The organism is Pseudoalteromonas sp. CO325X, assembly GCF_004208955.1.
GTDB classification, from domain to species: Bacteria; Pseudomonadota; Gammaproteobacteria; order Enterobacterales; family Alteromonadaceae; genus Pseudoalteromonas; species Pseudoalteromonas ruthenica.
This window is the reverse complement of sequence record NZ_SGPG01000006.1, coordinates 47743-69224: the sequence shown is the minus strand read 5'-3', so window position 1 is coordinate 69224 and position 21482 is coordinate 47743. Positions and strand designations below refer to the sequence as shown.

The window sequence follows — 21482 nt, the reverse complement described above, 5'->3', positions numbered from 1 at the left end:
CGCCGTGTCGGTGGATGCGCATTATAGGGAGATTCGATTTCCACGCAACCCCTTTTTTAAAGAAAACTGCAAAAAATGGATCGTTTGAACAAAAATAAAACTAAAACTACTGTATTTAACAGTTATAGATCTATTTAAGATCTAAATTGCTACATTTAAGATGTTTTATATAGAGAAGGGTTTAGCTAAATAGCTATATATAGAAGAGCTGAAATTTAATTTTGGCCATAAAAAGAAAAAGCCGAGCATAAGCTCGGCTTTTTGTGTCTTTTACGACTTACTCTGCAGACTGTGCGTCTTCTTGAACGTCTTCGCTCGCAACTGGGCGATCTACTAGTTCAATGTAAGCCATTGGTGCGTTGTCGCCTGCACGGAAGCCACACTTCAAAATACGAGTGTAACCACCAGGACGGCCTTCGTAGCGAGGACCAATCTCGCTAAACAACTTACCAACAACTTCTTTATCACGCGTGCGAGCAAATGCTAAACGGCGATTTGCAACGCTATCAGTCTTAGCCAGTGTGATTAAAGGTTCAATTACACGGCGCAGCTCTTTCGCTTTAGGCAATGTTGTTTTGATGATTTCGTGCTTCACCAAAGAACCAGCCATATTGCTGAACATCGCTTTGCGATGGCTGCTGTTACGGTTTAATTGACGACCACTCTTACGATGGCGCATGACCCTATCCTTCTAACTAAACTAAATATAGTGATTTAGATTACTCAGCTAAGCTTGCTGGCGGCCAGTTTTCTAGGCGCATGCCTAGAGACAGACCACGTGATGCAAGCACGTCTTTGATCTCAGTTAGAGACTTCTTACCTAAGTTAGGTGTTTTCAGAAGCTCAACTTCGGTACGCTGTACTAAATCACCGATATATTGAATTTGCTCGGCTTTCAAGCAGTTTGCTGAACGAACTGTTAGCTCAAGATCATCAACTGGACGAAGCAGAATAGGATCGAATTCTGGCTTCTCTTCCTTCTCTTCTGGCTCAGAAACATCACGTAAGTCTACGAATGCTTCTAATTGCTCAGCAAGAATGGTCGACGCACGGCGGATCGCTTCTTCAGGATCTAAAGTGCCGTTTGTTTCCATATCAATGATTAACTTGTCTAAGTCAGTACGTTGTTCAACACGTGCTGATTCGACCGAGTACGCAATACGCTCAACTGGGCTGAATGATGCATCAAGCAACAAACGGCCGATTGGGCGCTCATCGTCTTCAGAGGATACGCGGCTAGAAGCTGGTACATAACCACGACCACGCTCAACACGGATGCGCATGCTGATCTCGCTATTGTCAGTTGTTAAATGACAAATTACGTGATCAGGATTGCTGATTGTTACATCACCATCGTGCTGGATATCTGCCGCAGTCACAGGGCCTACACCAGATTTAGTCAGGGTCAGAAAAACTTCATCTTTGCCTTCGATATTAACTGCTAGACCTTTAAGGTTTAACAGGATTTCAATGATGTCTTCTTGTACGCCTTCTTTCGCGCTGTACTCATGTAAAACGCCATCAATTTCTACCTCAGTAACTGCGCATCCAGGCATAGATGACAACAGAATACGACGTAGAGCGTTTCCTAGAGTGTGACCAAAACCACGCTCAAGCGGCTCTAGTACCACTTTTGAACGAGTTGGGTTGATAGCGTCGATATCGACTAACCTTGGTTTTAGGAATTCGGTTACAGAACCCTGCATTTTATCCTCTCTTAACTCTTAACTTTACTTCGAGTAAAGTTCGACGATTAGTTGTTCGTTAATGTCCGCAGACAGATCAGAACGCTCAGGTAGGCGCTTAAAAGTACCTTCCATTTTCTTACCGTCAACTTCAACCCAAGTTGGCTTCTCACGTTGCTCAGCCAATTCTAGAGCTCCAACGATACGTGCTTGCTTCTTCGACTTCTCACGAATTTCTACCTGATCTTCAGGAGTAACGTTGAAAGAAGGAATGTTTACAACACGACCATTAACCATAATCGCTTTGTGACTTACTAGCTGACGCGCTTCAGCACGTGTGCTTGCAAAACCCATGCGATATACAACATTGTCTAGACGTTGCTCTAGAAGCTGAAGTAGGTTTTCACCTGTATTGCCTTTAAGGCGAGCAGCTTCTTTGTAGTAGTTACGGAATTGCTTTTCAAGGATGCCGTACATACGACGAACCTTTTGCTTTTCACGTAGCTGTAGACCGTAGTCAGATAAACGACCCTTACGGGCGCCGTGCTGACCAGGTGCTGTCTCAAGTTTACACTTAGAGTCGATAGCTCGTACGCCGCTCTTAAGGAACAGGTCAGTACCTTCACGACGACTTAGCTTGAGCTTAGGGCCCAAATATCTTGCCATGTTCTTTCTCCTAACCTATTGTTATACGCGACGTTTCTTCGGTGGACGACAACCATTGTGTGGAATTGGCGTCACGTCAGTGATGTTTGTGATACGGAAACCAGCAGCATTCAATGCACGTACAGCAGACTCACGGCCTGGACCTGGACCTTTAATGAATACTTCTAAGTTCTTCAAACCGTATTCTTGTGCAGCAGTACCTGCACGCTCTGCAGCTACCTGAGCAGCGAATGGTGTAGATTTACGTGAACCACGGAAACCTGAACCACCGGCAGTTGCCCAAGAAAGTGCATTACCTTGACGGTCTGTAATCGTAACAATAGTGTTGTTGAAAGACGCATGAACGTGAGCCATGCCATCAGCAACTTGCTTTTTGACCTTCTTACGACGAATTGGTGCTTTAGCCATAATTTACCCCACCTTATTTCTTGATAGGCTTGCGAGGACCCTTACGAGTACGCGCGTTAGTCTTAGTACGCTGACCACGTAGTGGTAGCGAACGACGGTGACGTAAACCACGGAAGCAACCAAGGTCCATAAGACGCTTGATGTTCAAAGTAACTTCACGACGAAGATCACCTTCTACAGTGTACTTGCCAACTTCTTCACGAAGCGTGTCAAGAGTTTCGTCATTTAGTTCACCGATTTTAGTATCTTCTGCGATACCTACCGCTGCCAAGATCGCCTTAGCGCGGGTTTTACCTACACCATAAATTGAGGTTAAACCAATAACCGCATGTTTATGATCAGGAACGTTAATGCCAGCTATACGGGCCACTAACACATCTCCTATAGTTTAAATTTGGTAATCATCTTCTCGAAAAGCCCGTTAGGATACTCAAGTGATGACCAAACTACAATGAAAAACACAGGCCGAGCATACCACTCAGCCTGCATGACTTGTTTAATTAGCCTTGCCTTTGCTTGTGCTTAGGCTCACTGCAAATCACACGTACAACGCCGGCACGTTTGATTACTTTGCAGTTACGGCAGATTTTCTTAACGGAAGCACGTACTTTCATTACTCAACTCCGTAAACCGACCTTATCGGCCATAGCCTTTAAGGTTTGCTTTTTTCAGCACAGAATCATACTGATGTGACATCAGATGGGTCTGTACTTGTGCCATAAAGTCCATGATCACAACAACGATAATCAAGATTGATGTACCGCCGAAGTAGAATGGCGTTTGCCATGCCATGGTCATAAACTCGGGCACTAGACAGATAAAGGTAATGTACAAGGCACCTGCCAATGTCAGGCGTGTCATTACTTTATCAATGTATTTCGATGTCTGCTCACCTGGACGAATACCTGGAATGAAAGCTCCAGATTTTTTCAGGTTGTCTGCAGTTTCACGCGGGTTGAAAACCAACGCAGTGTAGAAAAAGCAGAAAAAGATAATAGCAGCAGCCAAGACCATTGCGTACAGCGGTTGACCCGGAGTCAATGCTGTGGAAATGGCTTGTAACACGTCAGCTACAGGACCTTCACCCTGGCCGAACCAGCTTGCAATTGTACCAGGGAACAGAATGATACTACTAGCAAAGATTGGTGGAATAACCCCAGCCATATTTACTTTCAACGGCAAGTGTGTGCTTTGAGCAGCGTACACCTGACGACCTTGTTGGCGCTTTGCGTAGTTAACAACAATACGACGTTGACCACGTTCAAAGAAAACCACCAAGTAAGTAACGGCAAACACGATTACCGCAATCAATACCAGTACCAAAATGTTCAATTCACCTTGGCGCGCCATTTCGGCTGTCGAACCAATAGCAGACGGCAGGTTAGCTACGATACCAACAAAGATCAGAACTGAGATACCGTTACCGATACCACGCTCTGTAATTTGTTCGCCCAACCACATTAAGAACATACAGCCGGTCACTAAGCTCACTACAGCAGTGAAATAGAAACCAAAGCCGGGGTTAACAACTAACCCGTCCATCATGTTCGGTAAGCCAGTAGCAATACCGATTGATTGGAACGTAGCAAGCACGAGCGTACCATAACGCGTGTACTGACTGATTTTCTTACGCCCCTGTTCACCCTCTTTTTTCAGCTCTACCATCGCAGGATGTATATGCGTTAGTAGCTGCATGATAATTGAGGCCGAAATATAGGGCATAATACCCAGTGCAAGTACCGAAGCACGCTCAAGCGCACCACCGCTGAACATGTTGAACATTTCAACAATGGTGCCCTTCTGTTGCTCGAAGAATTCGGCAAGTACAGCGGCGTCAATCCCAGGGATCGGCACGAATGAACCTAAACGGTAAATAATGATAGCACCGAGTACAAATAGTAAACGACGCTTCAACTCCGCAAGCCCGCTTTGTGCACTTTGCATATCGTGACCTGGTTTAGCCATAAAGTACTTCCTTACTCTTCTACCTTGCCTCCGGCAGCTTCAATCGCTTCGCGTGCACCTTTGGTCACTTTAAGACCTTTAACAGTGACGGCGCGAGAAACTTCACCAGATTTAACTACTTTAACGAACTGGATGTTCTTCTTAACCAGACCAGCTGCTTGTAACGCGTTTAGATCTACCACATCGCCTTCAACTTTAGCGATTTCGAATAGATTCACTTCTTTAGTCGCAAGAGACTTGCGTGAAGTGAAACCAAACTTAGGTAGACGACGTTGCATAGGCATTTGACCGCCTTCGAAACCAACGCGTACTTTACCACCAGAACGTGATTTTTGACCTTTGTGACCACGGCCACCAGTTTTACCTAGGCCAGAACCGATACCACGGCCCACACGTTTGCCGGCTGATTTTGCACCTGCAGCAGGTGAAAGTGTATTCAAATTCATTCGAATTACCCCTCAACCTTAACCATGTAAGAAACTTGGTTGATCATACCACGTACTGAAGGCGTATCTTCTAGCTCTACAGTGTGGTTGATACGACGTAAACCAAGGCCACGTAATGTAGCTCTATGCTTCGGCAAGCGGCCGATTGAACTACGTACTTGAGTTACTTTTACTGTATTTGCCATGGTGTCTTACCCCAAAATTTCTTCAACGCTAAGACCACGCTTCGCAGCAACTGCTTCTGGAGACTTCATGTTCTCTAGTGCTGAGATAGTTGCGCGAACAACGTTGATCGGGTTAGTCGAACCGTAGGCTTTTGACAATACGTTTTGTACACCAGCTACTTCTAGTACTGCACGCATCGCACCACCGGCGATGATACCAGTACCTTCAGATGCTGGTTGCATGTACACTTTAGAACCAGCGTGACGACCCTTGATAGGGTGCTGAAGTGTATTGCCTTTAAGCTCTACCTTGATCATGTTACGACGTGCTTTTTCCATTGCTTTTTGAATAGCAGCTGGAACTTCACGTGCTTTACCATAACCAAAACCTACTTTACCTGCGCCGTCACCTACTACTGTAAGTGCAGTGAAGCTAAAGATACGACCACCTTTAACCACCTTAGACACACGGTTTACCGCGATTAGCTTTTCAGCCAAATCAGGCTGTTGTTGCTTTGCTTCTACGTTAGCCATTGTCTACTCCTAGAATTGCAGACCGGCTTCACGCGCTGCATCCGCAAGCGCCTTCACACGGCCGTGATATTTAAAGCCACTGCGGTCAAAAGCGATACTTTCGTTAACGCCTTTTTCAGCCGCACGTTCTGCAACTGCTTTACCCACTGCTTGAGCAGCTTCGATGTTGCCAGTGCCTTTAACTGTTTCAGCAATTGCTTTCTCAACAGTAGAAGCAGCAGCCAGTACACTACCCTCAGCACTAATAACCTGAGCATAGATGTGACGTGGCGTGCGGTGGATAACAAGGCGGATTTTGCCCTGTTCAATAAAATTTCTACGTGAGCGCTTAGCGCGACGTAGACGTGCTGTTCTCTTATCCATCGTCCTACCTTACTTCTTCTTAGCCTCTTTACGACGCACGTATTCGTCAGCATAGCGAACACCTTTACCTTTATAAGGCTCTGGCTCACGGTATGCGCGAATATTTGCAGCAGTTTGACCAACTAGCTGCTTGTCTGCGCCCTTAACAACGATCTCAGTTTGGCTCGGAGCTTCAATCGTGATGCCCTCTGGGATCTCGAAGTTGACTGGGTGTGAGAAGCCTAGCGTTAAATCTAGTACTTTACCTTTCACCGCAGCACGGTAACCAACACCAACTAGCTGTAGCTTCTTCTCGTAACCGTCGTTCACACCAACAATCATGTTGTTGATAAGTGCACGTGCAGTACCAGCTTGAGCCCAAGCGTTAGCAACGCCTTCTACAGGTTTAGTGGTGATTACATTGTCTTCGAATGAAACTTCAACCGCTTCGTTGATAGCACGGCTAAGTTCACCATTCTTACCTTTAACTGTGATGTCCTGGCCTTTAAGCGTGATTTCTACACCGGCTGGAACATTAATAGGTGCCTTTGCTATACGCGACATAGTCCCCTCCGATTACGCTACAAAGCCAATGATTTCACCGCCCACGCCAGCGCTACGCGCAGCACGGTCAGTCATCAGGCCTTTAGAAGTTGATACGATAGCGATACCTAGACCACCCATTACCTTAGGTAATGCGTCACGTTTCTTATAGATACGTAGACCAGGGCGGCTAACACGCTGGATGTTTTCGATTACAGCTTTGCCTTCGAAGTACTTAAGCTCGATGTTTAGTTCAGGTTTAGCGCCTTCTGTTACTGAGTAACCAGAAACATAACCTTCATCAGTTAGTACTTTAGCAACTGCTATTTTCAGCTTTGAAGATGGCATTGAGATAGAAACCTTCTTCGCAGTCTGGCCGTTACGGATACGTGTGAACAAATCCGCAATAGGATCTTGCAAGCTCATTGTCTTACTCCCGTGATTCTATTACCAACTAGCCTTTTTAAGGCCAGGAATTTCACCGCGCATAGCTGCTTCGCGAACTTTGATACGGCTTAGGCCGAACTTGCGAAGGTAACCATGTGGGCGGCCCGTGATGTTACAACGATTACGTTGACGTGCAGGGCTTGAATCACGCGGAAGAGTCTGAAGCTTCAGAACCGCGTCCCAACGCTCTTCATCTGATGAATTAACATCGCTGATGATAGCTTTTAGTGCCGCACGCTTTTCAGCGTATTGGGCAACTAGTTTAGTGCGCTTTGCTTCGCGCGCTTTCATTGAATTCTTTGCCATAACCCTACCCTTATTTCTTGAATGGGAAGTTAAACGCTTCTAACAACGCACGGCCTTCCTCATCATTCTGCGCAGAAGTAGTGATAGTGATGTCTAGACCACGTACACGGTCTACACGATCATAATCGATTTCTGGGAAGATGATTTGTTCACGTACGCCCATGCTGTAGTTGCCGCGACCGTCGAAAGACTTAGCGCTTACACCACGGAAATCGCGAATACGCGGGATAGCGATTGAAACCAAACGCTCAAAAAAGTCCCACATACGCTCGCCACGTAGGGTTACTTTACAACCAATTGGGTAGCCTTCACGGATCTTAAAGCCTGCAACTGATTTGCGTGCTTTCGTGATAAGAGGCTTCTGACCAGAGATTGCTTCTAGATCAGCAACAGCGTTTTCTAGAATTTTCTTGTCAGCTAGGGCTTCGCCCACACCCATGTTTAATGTGATCTTTTCGATCTGAGGGACTTGCATGACAGAGCTGAAACCAAACTTCTTTTGAAGTTCAGCGACTACTTTGTCTTTATATACTTCATGCAGTTTCGCCATCGTCTACTCCAACTATTAAATAGTTTTACCAGTAGATTTGAAGATACGTAATTTCTTACCGTCTTCAATCTTGAAACCTACACGATCTGCTTTACCCGTTTCCGAGTTGTAGATCGCAACGTTTGATACGTCGATAGACGCTTCTTTCTCAACAATACCGCCAGCTTGGTTCAACTGAGGAACAGGCTTTTGGTGCTTCTTGATAAGGTTTACGCCTTCAACAAATACTCGACCAGTTTCAGTAACAACTGAAAGCACTTTACCGCGCTTACCTTTGTCTTTACCGGCCAGTACGATTACTTCGTCATCACGACGGATTTTTGCTGCCATGATCGACTCCTTATAGTACTTCTGGTGCTAGTGAAACGATCTTCATGAACTTTTCAGTACGAAGTTCACGAGTCACAGGGCCGAAGATACGGGTTCCGATTGGCTGGTTGCTATCGTTTAAAATAACAGCCGCATTGCTATCGAAACGGATCAAAGAGCCGTCTGGACGACGAACGCCTTTTTTGGTACGCACAACAACCGCGTTTTTAACATCACCTTTTTTAACTTTGCCGCGAGGAATCGCTTCCTTAACAGCAACCTTAATGATGTCACCAACCGATGCGTAACGACGGTGTGAACCGCCAAGGACTTTAATACACTGCACTTTGCGGGCGCCGCTGTTATCTGCAACGTCCAGCTGAGTTTGCATTTGGATCATCTTAATGTGCTCCGGTGTAGTTACAACTCGCCATAATTCCGTTAGAAATTAAGGCATTAAATAAATTATCCGCTCAATTAACAGGCAACTTTTCGGTTACTTGTGTGCTGAGGGCGGGCAATTGTATCAGTAATGGCGGGCAAAAGGTAGGCTAATTTTTAATTAATTTCTTTACTTAGCTCGGTTAATAAAGGCTCTGAAAGCCCTAAGGTGAGAACAGAAAATTATCGAAAACAGGCTATTTTTCGCACCATCAATTGCTTATAAAAGCATCAAGACACAAAAGTGCCTTGATGCTGCATGTATATATGGGGGGGATTAGCCGCCAAACAAGCCTTTGAGTTTGTCTTTTACTTTTTCTTTGGCTTTTTCTTTCACTTCCTCTTTGGCAGCCTCACCAACGTCCAAGTTAACCGCCACGTCATGGAAAGGACCTTTTATACGAACCGGAATTTTGAAACCGGTACTGTCATCGGTGGTGCCTTGACCTTCGATTGAATCCACAATCCCCGTTACTAAGCGGTAGTTTACCTTGGTCGCAGGGAGATCCACTTGGCCTTCACCAGTAATACGAATGAGCGGGCTTAGCAACGACAAATCTGAGTTGACGCCAACGCCTTTGGTAAAGTTCATACTCCCCGTTAAAGCGGTAAAGTCTGTCTGCTGAGACTTATCAAAGCCAGTATTAAGGCCTTGTGAAAGTGCGGATGTATTTCCCTTAATGAGTTCCTTCGCCTTTCGCACCAATTCAGCAATGTTCGCTCCTTTAACAGCACCATCGGCAAAACTGAATGCTAATTTGCCAGCCAGCGCATCAACGAAGTCTTGTTGGCTCTGCCCTTCGGTAGTCAGTTGCCAATTGAGCGCCCCTTTACCCATTAACTTATCAAACTTCACTGCATCGCTAAGAAGAGGCTCAGCATTTATACCACTGAGGTCAAACTGAGTATCGATGTGGTAAGGCTGTCGCGCTGCGTTCAGCGTTACTTTGCCGGTTCCCTGGCCTTCATAGGCAGCGAATTTATCCATACTGAGAGTGGCTACGGCATTATCAAGCTTAATACTGAATTGGTTCTCACCGAGTGTAATATCACGCGCTTTTAAGCCACTTGAGCGAACCACAATATCGGCATCAAGGGCATTCAGGGCAGAAAGATCTATCGGCGTATCATCCCATTCTAAGGGTTGAGCCTGAGAATCATCATTACTTGGTTGCTCGGTATTCGCGGCAGGCTCCGGTAAGTAAGGGTTTAAATCTAGCATGCCCAAATCCACATTGGCAGTAAGCGCTAAACGCTCGCCAAGGTGAATCGTACTCATACCTTCGATGGCAAGCTGATCTAACGTCGCCACGAGCTTATTAATAGTAAAAGCCTGTCCTTGCAGTTGCATACTGCCCTCTACACGGAAGTCATTAAACGCGTTGTCTTTGGCATTGAGCTCAACGCCTTGCCACTTGGCAATGCGCTTCACCGAATCCCCTTGCAACATCAAAGTGCCGCTAATATTTCCACCCTGCTCAGCAATGTTGCCTTTGAATTCCATATCAACAAGCGCAGATGTTAAGTTTTGCGTAAGCGTAAATGGTCGACCTTCGATGGCTTTGATTGGGTTATCCAATTCTATATCAAGGTTAAACCGCTCACCCATGTACGTTATGCCCCCTTCTAACTCTAAAGGTTGGCGTAACGATTTAAGTAATACCGCTAATTCCAAGTCGCTAATTTGTTGTTTACTTCCAGTTTGCCCGTCCAGATAGGTAAACTGACCACCATAAATAGCCACTTCTCCAAGCTCAATATCAAAGTTGTCTGGCAGCTTGACTTGGCCTTGCTCAGTGCTTTGTTGCGATTGCTCAGTTGCAACCTTATCAAAGAGCTGCCAATTGCCTTGGCCTTGGGCATTTGTTTCCAGCAACACATCCGGCTCACGGATAACAAACTTATCCAGCTTCACTTCGCCAGAGAATAAGGTGCTCCAGGGGATATGCACATCCAATTGTTTCATCGTCGCCATATTGGCTTGCGATCCCCCTTCCATATTGCTAAAGCTAACATCATTAAGCTCTAATCGCAGTGAAGGGAAAATCGCTAAGTCTTTATCGCCGGCAATCGTCAGTGTGCGCCCTGTGGTGTTTTGTACCTGCTCTGACACTTTATTGAAGATGGCATCGACAGGAATAAAGAAAGGAATGGCGATGAGTAAGCCGATAATTACGACTATGATTACGCCCAAAACCTTGGCTAGGGTCTTCATGGTGAACCTCGTTCCATTAAAGCAAATGTGTTTAGCATAACCTAAAGTAGTTATCTGTGTAATTGTAGTTAAAGTTCATGAATATAGGATGATAGTTGCTGAGCCAGCGTATGCACTGCTTGCGCCATGGTTTTCTCCCAAGGTAGGGCGAAGGTCATACGAAAAAAACGCGCATAATCGATTTGTGGCATAAAGAGTTCGCCAGGCGCAATGGCGATACGCCGAGTAATCAACCGTTGCCATAGATCATCACTGCAGCCCCCCTGAGGAAGCTCAAACCATAAACTTGGCCCACCACCGATGTCTTGGTATAAATGTGCAACGCCAAAGTGATTGAAAATTTCATCAACCTGCTGGTACTGCCTTAATAGTTGCGCTCGTAAACGTCGGGTTAAACGGCGATAGTCACCACTGCGATACAAATGAGTAACCAGCTCTTGGCTCGCGATATCGCTTGCCTCACTAAGCACCGATTTAGTCAAAATAATATCAGCAGCGCAATTACGGCAGAGCATATACCCCAAGGTTAGAGCAAAGGACAGTGTATCACTGTAGTCACATATGCTGATCACCGCTAGAGAGCTATCTTCATCTAAGAGGCTCGCAATTGACGGAGGTCGAAACTCACTAAAACTAAGCTCACCACGGTCATATTCGATTAGCGCAACATCATGGCGCTGCGCCCAAGCCAACAATGCACGTTTTTGTTGTTCGCTCAGCAGGCGCCCTGTCGGATCTTGATAATTAGGGTTAAAAATATAAGCGCGAATGTCATGCTCTTGTCGAGCCTGCTCCAATAATGCCAATTCGGTTTCGAAGTCGGGCTGTATAGGGACACCCACATAAGCTTGAGCGCTGTGGTGCAAATGCGCCAATATAAAAAATGAGCTTGGAGACTCAACTGCCACCTTATGCTCACTCAACCCTAATCCCTTTAACGCCAAAGTAAGTGCCGAACTGCGTCCATGGGTGATCACGACCTCGGCTGGATTTATAAACTGCTGACTCAACGCATAATGTGTCGCAATTTCTTGACGCAGCGAATCAATACCGGCTTCACGATTGTCTTGGAGTAATTTAAATGGACGCTGCCTGCGCACACGCTTTTGCGCCCGCGTGAGTAGCGCTTCGTTGTCTAATACCGTACTTGGCCCAGTGCAGGATAGCGGCACTATATCTGCGTCGTTAAAACTGTATTGCACCGCTTTGTGTAACGGCATGGAAATCAGCTCACTTGGGATTAATTTATCACCAAAGTTTTGTTGCGCAGTGCTTTGTTGACGAGCACAAACGTAATAACCACTGCGCGGCCGGGCCTCAATGAGTTGTTGTCTTTGCAAATGTTCATAAATTTTAGCAGCTGTCGATATCCCAACTTTTCTTTCACGAGCGAAATCCCGGACAGAAAGAAGCCTATCACCCTGTTTTAATTGGCCATTATTAATTGACTTAGCTAGTACCTCGGCCTCTCGCTGATAGATAAAACTGGGCATCTGTATTGCTTATTTTTCATTTTTATTGTGTCTGTTTTGCTTTTTTACGTGCCATTACACTGGTTGTCAAACGAAAAGGAGCTAACATGACCCTATTAATAGACACACCAAGGCTGCAGATGCGTCATTTCCGGCTTGCTGATGCCGAAGCAGTGCGCGCATTTAATTCCAACACCGAAGTCACTCGGTATACCGGAGACCCCGCTCAGATAAGCACCAGCGAACAGGCTCGGCGCCTCATCAAAGACGTTTGGTTACACGAATACAAACGTTATGGTTACGCTCGTTATGCCTTGATACACAAGCAACACAACAAGTTAATTGGATTTTGTGGTTTTAAGTTCAACCCACAACAACAGCTTGCTGATTTAGGCTACCGCATGCTTCCTCAGTATTGGCAACAGGGTCTTGGCTATGAGGCGGCACAAAGCGTCATGACATATGGGCTAACCACCCTCGCATTACCAGGAGTTTATGCCGAAGTAGATAGTGCCAACACGGGCTCTGTACGCATTTTGCAAAAACTTGGTTTTACGCACACGGATTCATATCGTCAATGGGGGCTCAACCTACAACGCTATGATTATCTGTGTGCTCCCTATAGTAGATAAGCCTCCAAGCTACTTAAAACAGCAAAGTCAATATTGCATCAACACACAATGTCAGTATGATGCACAGCCCCGCTCAAAGTGGGCTGTGTTGTATCAAGTGGAGTTGTAGTACCAAGCATGAAGAAGTTGCTTATATCCCCATCAAAAATGGCGCTGGGTGAACAAGAAAGTCAGATTTATCAAAATATTTTAAAACAGGCGACCGATATCAGCCTAAATCTAATGGCGGTGAAGGTTGAAAACCACCCAGACGAGTTCTTAGGTTGGTGTTATGAGTTACTTGACGCACTCAATAACCGCCTAAACTACGAGTTACTAGAGCCTCAGCAGCTCCCTTGTGTAAAGAAGCTACACACACTGCTTACTGAAGCCATTAGCTTTTTGCAACTGAAGGCCTTACGTATTACTCCCTGGCCAGTGCTATGTGAATACCTGCAACAGCAGCAATCACGCGTTTTATTAGATGAACACTTAGCCTTATGTGACTACATCGACAGGTTACGGGAACAGTCGTTAGCTGAACTCACTAAAGAGGACCGCCTTGTAGTCGCGGGTAAACACCTCAACAGTCATGACCCAGCAGTCTACCGCTTTGATGTCGAGCTCTTTGCTGCAACGAGAACCAATAAAGCATTTCACCAATTGCTGGCTGATTTCCCAGCTCTTTTTGATCAGGCTTTGGCGCACATTCCACTACAAGGAGAGGTAACACGCGAGCATTACAGTGCCTTTGTTACAGCCTATCAAAGCATCTTCATCGATGCCGATGAAAAGCCTACACTTGCTCCGGCAACGCGCCTGTTAGCCATGCGCCGACCCGATGTATTCACTCCTGCCAGCCAAGCTAAATTAGATACTTTGTGCGCTGCGCTAGGTGTTGCCAAATTGAGTAACCGCGACTTCGAACGATATTGGCAGGAGCTGGTATGCACTATAACTCGCCTACCCTGGTACACTATGGCCAGCGGCGACAATGACCTAGAGCAACGCTTGTGCGCCAACAAAGCACTCTTGCCATGCTTATTTTTCTATTTCGCCGAGGATAGTGCGCAGCAATCAAACTACTACAAGCTGCTCCATAAGCCGAAGCGTTCATCTTCCAGCAAAGCACCTAGACGCAGCAAAGAGTCTGCAGCAACGCTGGTAGATAGAGCTTTAGCCGAAGATGATATCCCAGAGCATATTCGCGCCAAGCGCGACTCTATCATCGCCGAAGTGGAGAAAGGCCGCAGCATCAATGATACCCTCACCTTGATGCGCACCATTTTCGGTTAACCCCTCATCCCATACAGAGCGCCGCTCGGCGCTCCAGCTTATCAAGCGCCTCCCCCAGGTTTGCAGCAACAGTACCAGCGCATAACGAGTCACAGTGGTGTGAATTATCTCGGTGCATCCGCATAAAATATGCACCAGGGTCGTGCAACAGATCACTTTGTGAAATCAGGCCATTTTCAAAAATCAATACCAAGCTGTTGAAAAATATTTAATTATTAATTTATTTCATACTCTGGCATGGCCTTTGCCCTGTTTATGCCAACACAGCGCGAAAACGGGAATGAAACAATGATAAAAACAACACGCTGGCAAGTCTCGGGGCTACTCTGTCTCGCCCTGTTGCCTATGACAGGCCATGCTAAGAACAGTCTAACTGCGAATGTGGCGGCTAGTTCAAACTATTATTGGCGAGGGATCACACAAAGTGATGACCAAGCCGCAGTATCGGGCGGCTTAGATTATGCTACGGACAGTGGCTTCTATATGGGAACTTGGCTATCCAATATTGATTTCGGCGAAGCCGCAAGCACTAGTTATGAAATGGATTTGTACGCTGGCTTTGGCGGCACAGCGGGAGAGATCGATTACGACGTTGGTTATATCTATTATGCCTACCCTGATGCCGCTGACGACATTGGTTTTGGTGAGGTTTATGGTTCACTAAGCTGGCAATGGCTGAGCGCAGGGGCGAGCTACCTACTTAATGCCGAAGACGATGCCACCAGTGAAGAAGATATGCTTTATTTAGAGCTCAATGCTAGTTTTCCAGTTTTCACCGACACTGAGCTCGCATTCCACCTAGGCCATTCTAGTGGTGACACCGTTCGGGAGTGGTATGGTGAAGATGATAGTTACTTAGATTATGGCGTTAGCATCAGTAAAGCCGGGTTCACACTTGGCCTGTTGCAAACTGATCTTGATGCTGATGACGATTTGAAAGCCTACGTGTCCTACAGTATGGACTTTGATTTGTAGGTATTTACCGACTTATTGTTGCTGCAAACCAGGGGCCGTCAGGCCCTTTATCTTTTATTTTTCTCATCAAAAACCTGCTTTAGAGCTTGCACTAATTGAGGATCAGAGTGTTTATTCACTGCCAAGCATAATGGCGTTCGTTGACTTTGCTGTAACTCCCACACCTTGATTACTGTATTGGCCGATAACTCCCTTTGGCGCAGCGCTAAGGTCATCGCAGCTTCTGTATTTAAAATTAAATCTAACCTTCCAGCTAGAAATTTAGTCATGCTGACCTCAATACTAGCCGCCACATCTAAGTGCCGCTCATCACTAAACCCCTGTTGCCGCAAATGCTGATGAGTCCAGCCGTCTCGACTCACTGCGAGCGTATACTGCTTCACATCAGCCAATGAATGCACTTTTATGCGCTGATCATCACTGCGCTTGTAGATAAACATAGGAGTGGGCGCACTGATGGGACAAAACCAGTGAAATAACTGGTGCCGCTGTGCGGTTTTATAAATTGCGAATATACCGTGGTTAGCGCGAGTTTTAGCTAAATTATAGGCTCGCGCCCAAGTAGTAAGGTGAATATCAGCATCAATATTGGCGGCTTCTAAAGCCCCACGCACAGCTTGCGTTGCCCGGCCAACCACCTGACCCTGCTCATTAAGGTAGTTGTAGGGCGGCCAGTGCTCGGTATAAAGCTGTAGCTGGGGCTGCGCAACGAGGCTAAAGCTAAGACTCATTGCAATTAGCCACACATAGATGTGATATTTAAGGTACTGCATGGCCTTTAGATGCCTGCCATATTCGATACCATTGCTCATGGCTTAATTCTAGCAGCTGAGCGCCAACTGCACTGCGAATACGCTCAATATTCCCCGTACCTAACACCACAGCAGGTTGGCTTGGGTGCTTCAACAACCACGCATATACCACTTGATCTAGGCCGCTTGCCCCGATTTCCTGTGCGATTTGCTCTAGTGTTTGCCGTAACCTTTGCGCCTTTTCAGTCATACTCGTAAATATCTCGCCACCCGCCAGCGGCGACCAACACATCGGGTTTATGCGCCAACGTTGACACTGATCTAAAGTACCCTCATCTAACGCATTCATCTGATAGGGAGAGAACTCAATTTGATTGGTTTGCAACGGGAAATCCAACCGCGACTGCAATAACTCAAACTGACTGGTGGTAAAGTTAGAAACGCCGAAGTGCAATACATCACCACGCGCTCTCAAGGTATTGAATGCTTCAGCCACTTCATCTGCCTGCATTAAGTAGTCTGGGCGGTGGATCAGCAAGCAATCTAAACGATCGGTGTGAAAATGCTGCAGTGACTTTTCAGCACTGGCGATAATATGCTCACGGCTGGAGTTATAGTGATTAACATGCCCGGGCACAGCGCGCTTACCCTGCTGCAGCGCAATGCCGCACTTGGTGATGATACGAATTTGTTCACGTACGCTGGGTTTGAGCTTTAATAACTCTCCGAACGCCGCTTCACAGCGATATTGACCATAAATGTCAGCATGATCTGTATCAACAATGCCCTGCTCAATACATTGCTCTACAAACGCGAGGTTTTGTTGGGCGCTGCGCTGCCAATCGAGCATGCGCCAAAACCCTAACACTAAAGGCGAAATAGTTCTGTGTGCCATACTTTGCAACCTGATATTTTTTTGCCACTATAGCACAGCCCATTGGCAGCCCTTCAAGGTACATCATTGTCGTGATCAGTTTATATTTGGTGTTTTACAGCGCATTTCTACTTTGGCAACAGTGGGTGTTACCAGCTGCCAGTGAAGACATCCAGGGCATTGTCTCAACGCCACGGCAATGCGCGCAGCAACTCAGAAAACCAATCACCACGCACACTGACGTCCTACCACAGCGTATTGAAGTCCTCAGTTGGAATATTTATAAAGCACAACATGAACAGCTGTTACCGGATTTAAGAGCGCTGTCTCAGGGCGTTGACTTTGTGCTTTTACAGGAGGCGTTTCGCGACCAACAACTCTTCGCTATCAAGCCTTATGCACGCTTTTCCCCCGGCTTCCGAGGGTGGTCAAAACAAACCGGTACCTTATTGCTCAGTGATTTTCAGCCACAGCTCTATTGTCGCTTTTACCAACACGAACCCTGGCTGCGAACACCGAAGGCATCAAGTATAAGCCGTTATGCGCTAGCGCAGGGGGGCAGTTTACTTGTGGTGAACCTCCACGGTATCAACTTTACCTGGGGCACCGAAGACTATCAACGCCAACTAAAAACCTTAACCCTGCTCATCGCTCAGCATAACGGGCCTGTTATTTTTGCTGGCGATTTCAATACCTGGAGCCACTCCCGTCAACAATTAGTACAGCAGCTATTAACTCCTTTGCAGTTAGCACCGGTGACTTTATCCCCTGACCAGCGCACGCGTTTTTTTGGCTACGCTCTGGATCAAGTGTGGACCCGAGGGGTAGAAATAAAAAGAGCTCAAGCGTTGGCACGCGAGAGCTCAGATCATAACCCGATATTGGTGTCGTTAAGCTTATAGCTTTTTCACGTTATTAGCGCTATCACGATCGACTAATTTAATGAGTGGGTCGACACCTGCAAAACTTGGCCGCTCATCAACGTACAGCTCTAGTGTATTGGCGCCTGAGACCAGCTCATGCTTTTGTAAATAAATCACTGAATCGTTGGCACTTAACTGTTCAGGGTCAAAGTGGAACAAGCCGATATCCACCAGCTGCTGCATGGGCTCTTCTGTCTCGACCCCCTCACCATTGGCATATACTTTTTTGGCATCAATGCTCAAGGTCACTTTAAACTTACCGCTTTGCTCATTTGTTTCACTCACGACTACATCTTCTAGCGCTAGCTCATACAAAGTGATGCGTTTAAACTGATCATCAATAAAGGCCTGTTCTTGCTCATTCGCTTGCGCTTTGAGGTGACGCAACAGGTCAAGAGTTGTGGGGTAAGGGTTCGTTTGGTACTTAAACTCCTGTAAAAAGTGCTGCAATGCCGTGTTGGTGCGCTTATCGCCTAACCTATCAGCAACCGCCATCATCACCACCGAGCCTTTACGATAGTGCAAATATTGCTGATTTTCAGAGCGATACAACGGCATCTCGCGATAACTTTCCATAGTGCGGCCCTGTAAATAGCGATCTAACTCATACTTGAGGAACTTACGCAGCTTTTGCTCGCCATATTTTTCCGCCATCACTTGCAGTGCACTGTACTGAGATAAGGTTTCAGATATGACCGCCGACCCCTGCACATTGGCGGCACCAACTTGATGCCCCCACCACTGGTGCGCAACCTCGTGAGCGGTTACATAATAAGGCAGGTTAATATCATCGGGGTCTCGCAAATCGGTGATGAAGCCAATACGTTCAGAATAAGGAACGGTGTTTGCGAAGCTCTGCGCAAAGCCACGGTAACCTGGGAACTCGAGGATTCGTAGCTGTTTATGCTGGTAAGGACCAAACTCTTTGGTGAAATAATCGATAGAGTCCTTGGTAGACTGGATCATCGTATCGACATTCCACGGGTGGTCACGATGATAAAAAACTTCAATATTGATGCCTTTGTAACGCTCTTTCTTCACCTCTAAGCGGGCCGACATAATATTGTAGAAGTCTACCATAGGCGCATCCATCTCATAGCGATAAGTCCGGCGCCCGCGTTCTTCATCTACTTGTTCACTTTGCAAATAACCTGGGGCGATAGCAAATTGATCAATATCAGTGCTCACCGTGGCGCTGAAATCAATAAAACCGATGTTGGCACCAAAGAAATTTTGCCCATAATAGCGACTATCCTCGAGGTCATTGGCACGCTCAAGCTCAGGTAAATCACGCTTGCGACGCTCGTTGCGATCCCATAACTGGTAATCAAGGCGATAGCCAAATACCGGTAATAGTTCCGCGTTATTAATAAAGGTGCCATTTTCAACCAAGCTGGTATCAAAGCCGCTATCTTTAAAGCCTTGGTGGGCACGTACCACAGTTAAAGTGCCTTGACGCACCTCCCCTGGCTGCAAAGGTTTTTCGAACTCAAACCACCAAGAGTTTAAGTCATCAATCTTTTCACCTAAGGCACCGCCTTCTAGTTGCACCTGCCATTGTTCACTGTACTGCGGTTTACTCACCAAGAAACGTTCAATCACTTGCTCAGTTGGGTTGGTGAACGTGATATCGGCTTGTGCTTCAATACGTCGGCGCTGCGGATAGATATCAGCGGTAATATCCACCTTAGTTAACATAGGCACAGGCGCTTCTTTATATTGGCCCAACTGCTTTTCGTATTGCACCTGCAGAGCTTGAATATCGTCTTTGGTGTGAAATTCGTTCAGTACCCGCGTGTTGTGGTATATCCACGCGCCGCTGGCGACAAACATCACCAACCCACAGGCTGCCAATACTTGCCCTTTACTGCCTAAGTTATAACTGAGCAGTCGTATACGCGCCAATAGGCTTTGTTGCGGACCTCGGTGCCATAAGCCGTAGCCTAATGCTGCCAAAGCTAAGGTCATACCTAACCAATACACATTGTACCAATGCACTGCATTAAGAAAGTGACCGTAAGTATTCAAATCAGAATAAGGCGCGGCTGGGGAGCCGGCAAAGTCATACATGTTGTGACTAAAGCCATAGTTGTTAAGGATCAGGCTTACGGCGTAATAGACAATAAACAGTACCATGCCCACATATTTATTGGGGCTGATCACTTGGAAGAAGAAGGCCAACACTGTGGTCATAAATAAAGGCACTAAGGTTAAGTAACCCAAGCGGAATAAGTATTGACCCAGTTCGATATTAAAGTGACCTTTGATCAGCTGATAACTAATAGTGAGCGCCATCCCCACTACATATAACATCACTAATACAGCGGTCACAGCGGTTAACTTCGAGCCCCAAAACACTAAGTTATGTGCTGGGTAAGAATCGATGATATCGCCAAACTTTGAGTTGCGTTCACGCCATACCACTTCAGCAGAGTAGTACACCAACACAATGACCATCAACACGCCCATGGCCCCTTGAATAAGCGGAACCATAGTTTGTGTCAGCGGCCAGTTGGATACGCCATAGCTGACCCCTGGTGCGAGTAGCGGAGCAATCAGCATAAACAGCGTGATGGTCGCTAAAATCAAAAACGCTGGGCTCATTAATACCTGAGCAAACTCAAAACGGGTGCGCATCATAAACTGACTGCGGGTATTAATGCTCTGTACTCGCACAGAGATATTGTTGGCTAATGCTTGTTGCGCGCGCTTACGCATTGATTGCGATACACCTGGGCGCTTTTTATCTTTACCTTGGCTTTGATAACCACTTTTGAGTCCTAGCAGCGCAAACACGACTCCTGCGACAGCGAGCCATAGCACGCGGTTATACAGCAGGTAGCTGGAAAAAGGTAATAACAGTTCATTCTTCTCAACCGTGGTCCAATAACGCGTTACATCTGCAAATGCACCATAACCAAAGGGGTCTAATAATGCCGCCCACACCCGTACCGACGGCTCTTCAAAATACACCGAAAGGGTCGAATAAGTGAGAAATAGAATCACGGCGGCAATATATACAGCCATCATGGTACGAAAACGCAGCGCCGCTACATGACAAAACACCGCAATCACAAACAAGGTGGGCAAAGCGAGAACCAGATAAGGCTGCAGGTAGTGAGATAAATGCTGCTCGCCCAGCAGCTCGGCTGGCGACCAACCAAGCATGACGCCAAAAGCGCTCCCCGCAAACACACCTAAGGGTACAAACAGCATTACCACCGCAGTCACCACAAAAGAGCCTAAAAAGTGACCCAAGGTGTAAGCCTGCTTATTAAAGGGCTTGGTGTACACCAGCTCTAGCATGTTTTCAGTATCGTTGCGTAAGCTGGATGAAGCGACAAAGTTCACCACCGCAAAAAGCACGAAATTCAACGCCACAACTTGCACAAAAGCATTCACAAATGGGCCGTTGAGATGCACGTTAGAACCCCACAACGGGAGGTTATCGCTCATGGTCATGGCAAACGAAAGTAGGAAAAACAATAAACTACAAACGTAAAAAGATGGCTGGCGCAAAAAATAGCGCAGCTCAAAGGTGAGCATTTTAAGTAACAT

Annotated in this window: 26 protein-coding genes; 4 read left to right on the top strand and 22 right to left on the bottom strand. The window is 46.4% G+C overall.

Annotated features, from left to right (window positions below; all coding sequences use genetic code 11):
* Positions 1 to 277 precede the first annotated feature (277 nt).
* From rplQ to EXT46_RS02605, 19 genes are all read right to left on the bottom strand, one after another.
* Positions 278 to 679, bottom strand: a complete 402-nt coding sequence (gene rplQ / locus EXT46_RS02695) for a 50S ribosomal protein L17 (protein WP_022943959.1) — start codon at positions 677 to 679, stop codon at positions 278 to 280.
* 40 nt (positions 680 to 719) lie between these two features.
* A complete protein-coding gene (rpoA, locus tag EXT46_RS02690; RefSeq protein ID WP_022943958.1) occupies positions 720 to 1706 on the bottom strand; it encodes a DNA-directed RNA polymerase subunit alpha in 987 nt (328 codons plus the stop codon).
* A gap of 24 nt (positions 1707 to 1730) precedes the next feature.
* Positions 1731 to 2351 (bottom strand): 30S ribosomal protein S4, encoded by a 621-nt coding sequence (rpsD, locus tag EXT46_RS02685; RefSeq protein ID WP_022943957.1) that lies wholly within the window; start codon positions 2349 to 2351, stop codon positions 1731 to 1733.
* A 21-nt stretch (positions 2352 to 2372) separates the two neighbouring features.
* Positions 2373 to 2759 carry a 30S ribosomal protein S11 gene (gene rpsK / locus EXT46_RS02680; RefSeq protein WP_022943956.1) on the bottom strand — a complete coding sequence of 129 codons (387 nt, stop codon included), beginning with the start codon at positions 2757 to 2759 and terminating at the stop codon, positions 2373 to 2375.
* Positions 2760 to 2772: 13 nt separating this feature from the next.
* A complete protein-coding gene (gene rpsM / locus EXT46_RS02675; RefSeq protein ID WP_022943955.1) occupies positions 2773 to 3129 on the bottom strand; it encodes a 30S ribosomal protein S13 in 357 nt (118 codons plus the stop codon).
* A 130-nt stretch (positions 3130 to 3259) separates the two neighbouring features.
* Positions 3260 to 3373: a 50S ribosomal protein L36 gene (gene rpmJ / locus EXT46_RS02670; protein ID WP_002959476.1), complete on the bottom strand. Its 114-nt coding sequence runs from the start codon at positions 3371 to 3373 to the stop codon at positions 3260 to 3262.
* Positions 3374 to 3395: 22 nt separating this feature from the next.
* Complete coding sequence (secY, locus tag EXT46_RS02665; RefSeq protein ID WP_022943954.1) at positions 3396 to 4724, bottom strand: preprotein translocase subunit SecY; 1329 nt, start codon at positions 4722 to 4724, stop codon at positions 3396 to 3398.
* Positions 4725 to 4735: 11 nt separating this feature from the next.
* Positions 4736 to 5170: a 50S ribosomal protein L15 gene (gene rplO / locus EXT46_RS02660; protein ID WP_022943953.1), complete on the bottom strand. Its 435-nt coding sequence runs from the start codon at positions 5168 to 5170 to the stop codon at positions 4736 to 4738.
* 5 nt (positions 5171 to 5175) lie between these two features.
* Positions 5176 to 5355, bottom strand: a complete 180-nt coding sequence (gene rpmD / locus EXT46_RS02655) for a 50S ribosomal protein L30 (protein WP_081604373.1) — start codon at positions 5353 to 5355, stop codon at positions 5176 to 5178.
* A 6-nt stretch (positions 5356 to 5361) separates the two neighbouring features.
* The gene (rpsE, locus tag EXT46_RS02650; protein ID WP_022943952.1) at positions 5362 to 5868 is read right to left on the bottom strand and encodes a 30S ribosomal protein S5; all 507 of its coding nucleotides are present in this window, start codon (positions 5866 to 5868) and stop codon (positions 5362 to 5364) included.
* Between the two features lie 9 nt (positions 5869 to 5877).
* Positions 5878 to 6231: a 50S ribosomal protein L18 gene (rplR, locus tag EXT46_RS02645; protein WP_022943951.1), complete on the bottom strand. Its 354-nt coding sequence runs from the start codon at positions 6229 to 6231 to the stop codon at positions 5878 to 5880.
* Positions 6232 to 6240: 9 nt separating this feature from the next.
* Positions 6241 to 6774 (bottom strand): 50S ribosomal protein L6, encoded by a 534-nt coding sequence (gene rplF, locus EXT46_RS02640; protein ID WP_022943950.1) that lies wholly within the window; start codon positions 6772 to 6774, stop codon positions 6241 to 6243.
* 12 nt (positions 6775 to 6786) lie between these two features.
* Positions 6787 to 7179, bottom strand: a complete 393-nt coding sequence (gene rpsH / locus EXT46_RS02635) for a 30S ribosomal protein S8 (protein WP_022943949.1) — start codon at positions 7177 to 7179, stop codon at positions 6787 to 6789.
* Between the two features lie 21 nt (positions 7180 to 7200).
* Positions 7201 to 7506, bottom strand: coding sequence for a 30S ribosomal protein S14 (rpsN, locus tag EXT46_RS02630; RefSeq protein WP_022943948.1), 306 nt, complete (start codon positions 7504 to 7506; stop codon positions 7201 to 7203).
* 10 nt (positions 7507 to 7516) lie between these two features.
* On the bottom strand, positions 7517 to 8056 hold the full coding sequence (gene rplE, locus EXT46_RS02625; protein WP_045980290.1) for a 50S ribosomal protein L5: 540 nt from the start codon (positions 8054 to 8056) through the stop codon (positions 7517 to 7519).
* Between the two features lie 15 nt (positions 8057 to 8071).
* On the bottom strand, positions 8072 to 8386 hold the full coding sequence (gene rplX / locus EXT46_RS02620; RefSeq protein ID WP_022943946.1) for a 50S ribosomal protein L24: 315 nt from the start codon (positions 8384 to 8386) through the stop codon (positions 8072 to 8074).
* A 10-nt stretch (positions 8387 to 8396) separates the two neighbouring features.
* Positions 8397 to 8765: a 50S ribosomal protein L14 gene (gene rplN, locus EXT46_RS02615; protein ID WP_022943945.1), complete on the bottom strand. Its 369-nt coding sequence runs from the start codon at positions 8763 to 8765 to the stop codon at positions 8397 to 8399.
* Between the two features lie 318 nt (positions 8766 to 9083).
* Positions 9084 to 11021 (bottom strand): AsmA family protein, encoded by a 1938-nt coding sequence (locus EXT46_RS02610; protein ID WP_130145074.1) that lies wholly within the window; start codon positions 11019 to 11021, stop codon positions 9084 to 9086.
* A gap of 68 nt (positions 11022 to 11089) precedes the next feature.
* Positions 11090 to 12514, bottom strand: coding sequence for a PLP-dependent aminotransferase family protein (locus tag EXT46_RS02605; protein ID WP_130145072.1), 1425 nt, complete (start codon positions 12512 to 12514; stop codon positions 11090 to 11092).
* Between the two features lie 86 nt (positions 12515 to 12600).
* On the opposite strand from EXT46_RS02605, the gene EXT46_RS02600 reads away from it, so the two are divergent.
* From EXT46_RS02600 to EXT46_RS02590, 3 genes are all read left to right on the top strand, one after another.
* Positions 12601 to 13125, top strand: coding sequence for a GNAT family N-acetyltransferase (locus tag EXT46_RS02600; protein ID WP_130145070.1), 525 nt, complete (start codon positions 12601 to 12603; stop codon positions 13123 to 13125).
* A gap of 117 nt (positions 13126 to 13242) precedes the next feature.
* Positions 13243 to 14400, top strand: coding sequence for a hypothetical protein (locus EXT46_RS02595; RefSeq protein ID WP_130145067.1), 1158 nt, complete (start codon positions 13243 to 13245; stop codon positions 14398 to 14400).
* A gap of 288 nt (positions 14401 to 14688) precedes the next feature.
* Positions 14689 to 15375 (top strand): TorF family putative porin, encoded by a 687-nt coding sequence (locus EXT46_RS02590; protein ID WP_130145065.1) that lies wholly within the window; start codon positions 14689 to 14691, stop codon positions 15373 to 15375.
* 47 nt (positions 15376 to 15422) lie between these two features.
* On the opposite strand, the gene EXT46_RS02585 is transcribed toward EXT46_RS02590, so the two are convergent.
* On the bottom strand, positions 15423 to 16148 hold the full coding sequence (locus tag EXT46_RS02585; RefSeq protein WP_022943939.1) for a transporter substrate-binding domain-containing protein: 726 nt from the start codon (positions 16146 to 16148) through the stop codon (positions 15423 to 15425).
* The gene (locus EXT46_RS02580; RefSeq protein ID WP_130145063.1) at positions 16135 to 17022 is read right to left on the bottom strand and encodes an aldo/keto reductase; all 888 of its coding nucleotides are present in this window, start codon (positions 17020 to 17022) and stop codon (positions 16135 to 16137) included. The genes EXT46_RS02585 and EXT46_RS02580 overlap by 14 nt, the downstream gene beginning before the upstream one ends.
* Before the next feature lie 71 nt (positions 17023 to 17093).
* Here EXT46_RS02580 and EXT46_RS02575 point away from each other — a divergent pair, with 71 nt between their 5' ends.
* Positions 17094 to 17903 (top strand): endonuclease/exonuclease/phosphatase family protein, encoded by an 810-nt coding sequence (locus EXT46_RS02575; RefSeq protein ID WP_165381044.1) that lies wholly within the window; start codon positions 17094 to 17096, stop codon positions 17901 to 17903.
* Here the strand turns inward: EXT46_RS02575 and EXT46_RS02570 are convergent.
* Positions 17898 to 21482: a M1 family aminopeptidase gene (locus EXT46_RS02570; protein ID WP_130145059.1), complete on the bottom strand. Its 3585-nt coding sequence runs from the start codon at positions 21480 to 21482 to the stop codon at positions 17898 to 17900. The two genes, EXT46_RS02575 and EXT46_RS02570, sit on opposite strands and share 6 nt — an antisense overlap.

What these genes read in the sequence shown, in the direction of transcription:
- rplQ (WP_022943959.1), bottom strand. Translation starts at nt 679, where the DNA reads ATGCGCCATCGTAAGAGTGGTCGTCAATTAAACCGTAACAGCAGCCAT.
- rpoA (WP_022943958.1), bottom strand. Translation starts at nt 1,706, where the DNA reads ATGCAGGGTTCTGTAACCGAATTCCTAAAACCAAGGTTAGTCGATATC.
- rpsD (WP_022943957.1), bottom strand. Translation starts at nt 2,351, where the DNA reads ATGGCAAGATATTTGGGCCCTAAGCTCAAGCTAAGTCGTCGTGAAGGT.
- rpsK (WP_022943956.1), bottom strand. Translation starts at nt 2,759, where the DNA reads ATGGCTAAAGCACCAATTCGTCGTAAGAAGGTCAAAAAGCAAGTTGCT.
- rpmJ (WP_002959476.1), bottom strand. Translation starts at nt 3,373, where the DNA reads ATGAAAGTACGTGCTTCCGTTAAGAAAATCTGCCGTAACTGCAAAGTA.
- secY (WP_022943954.1), bottom strand. Translation starts at nt 4,724, where the DNA reads ATGGCTAAACCAGGTCACGATATGCAAAGTGCACAAAGCGGGCTTGCG.
- rplO (WP_022943953.1), bottom strand. Translation starts at nt 5,170, where the DNA reads ATGAATTTGAATACACTTTCACCTGCTGCAGGTGCAAAATCAGCCGGC.
- rpmD (WP_081604373.1), bottom strand. Translation starts at nt 5,355, where the DNA reads ATGGCAAATACAGTAAAAGTAACTCAAGTACGTAGTTCAATCGGCCGC.
- rpsE (WP_022943952.1), bottom strand. Translation starts at nt 5,868, where the DNA reads ATGGCTAACGTAGAAGCAAAGCAACAACAGCCTGATTTGGCTGAAAAG.
- rplR (WP_022943951.1), bottom strand. Translation starts at nt 6,231, where the DNA reads ATGGATAAGAGAACAGCACGTCTACGTCGCGCTAAGCGCTCACGTAGA.
- rplF (WP_022943950.1), bottom strand. Translation starts at nt 6,774, where the DNA reads ATGTCGCGTATAGCAAAGGCACCTATTAATGTTCCAGCCGGTGTAGAA.
- rpsH (WP_022943949.1), bottom strand. Translation starts at nt 7,179, where the DNA reads ATGAGCTTGCAAGATCCTATTGCGGATTTGTTCACACGTATCCGTAAC.
- rpsN (WP_022943948.1), bottom strand. Translation starts at nt 7,506, where the DNA reads ATGGCAAAGAATTCAATGAAAGCGCGCGAAGCAAAGCGCACTAAACTA.
- rplE (WP_045980290.1), bottom strand. Translation starts at nt 8,056, where the DNA reads ATGGCGAAACTGCATGAAGTATATAAAGACAAAGTAGTCGCTGAACTT.
- rplX (WP_022943946.1), bottom strand. Translation starts at nt 8,386, where the DNA reads ATGGCAGCAAAAATCCGTCGTGATGACGAAGTAATCGTACTGGCCGGT.
- rplN (WP_022943945.1), bottom strand. Translation starts at nt 8,765, where the DNA reads ATGATCCAAATGCAAACTCAGCTGGACGTTGCAGATAACAGCGGCGCC.
- EXT46_RS02610 (WP_130145074.1), bottom strand. Translation starts at nt 11,021, where the DNA reads ATGAAGACCCTAGCCAAGGTTTTGGGCGTAATCATAGTCGTAATTATC.
- EXT46_RS02605 (WP_130145072.1), bottom strand. Translation starts at nt 12,514, where the DNA reads ATGCCCAGTTTTATCTATCAGCGAGAGGCCGAGGTACTAGCTAAGTCA.
- EXT46_RS02600 (WP_130145070.1), top strand. Translation starts at nt 12,601, where the DNA reads ATGACCCTATTAATAGACACACCAAGGCTGCAGATGCGTCATTTCCGG.
- EXT46_RS02595 (WP_130145067.1), top strand. Translation starts at nt 13,243, where the DNA reads ATGAAGAAGTTGCTTATATCCCCATCAAAAATGGCGCTGGGTGAACAA.
- EXT46_RS02590 (WP_130145065.1), top strand. Translation starts at nt 14,689, where the DNA reads ATGATAAAAACAACACGCTGGCAAGTCTCGGGGCTACTCTGTCTCGCC.
- EXT46_RS02585 (WP_022943939.1), bottom strand. Translation starts at nt 16,148, where the DNA reads ATGCAGTACCTTAAATATCACATCTATGTGTGGCTAATTGCAATGAGT.
- EXT46_RS02580 (WP_130145063.1), bottom strand. Translation starts at nt 17,022, where the DNA reads ATGGCACACAGAACTATTTCGCCTTTAGTGTTAGGGTTTTGGCGCATG.
- EXT46_RS02570 (WP_130145059.1), bottom strand. Translation starts at nt 21,482, where the DNA reads ATGTTACTTAAAATGCTCACCTTTGAGCTGCGCTATTTTTTGCGCCAG.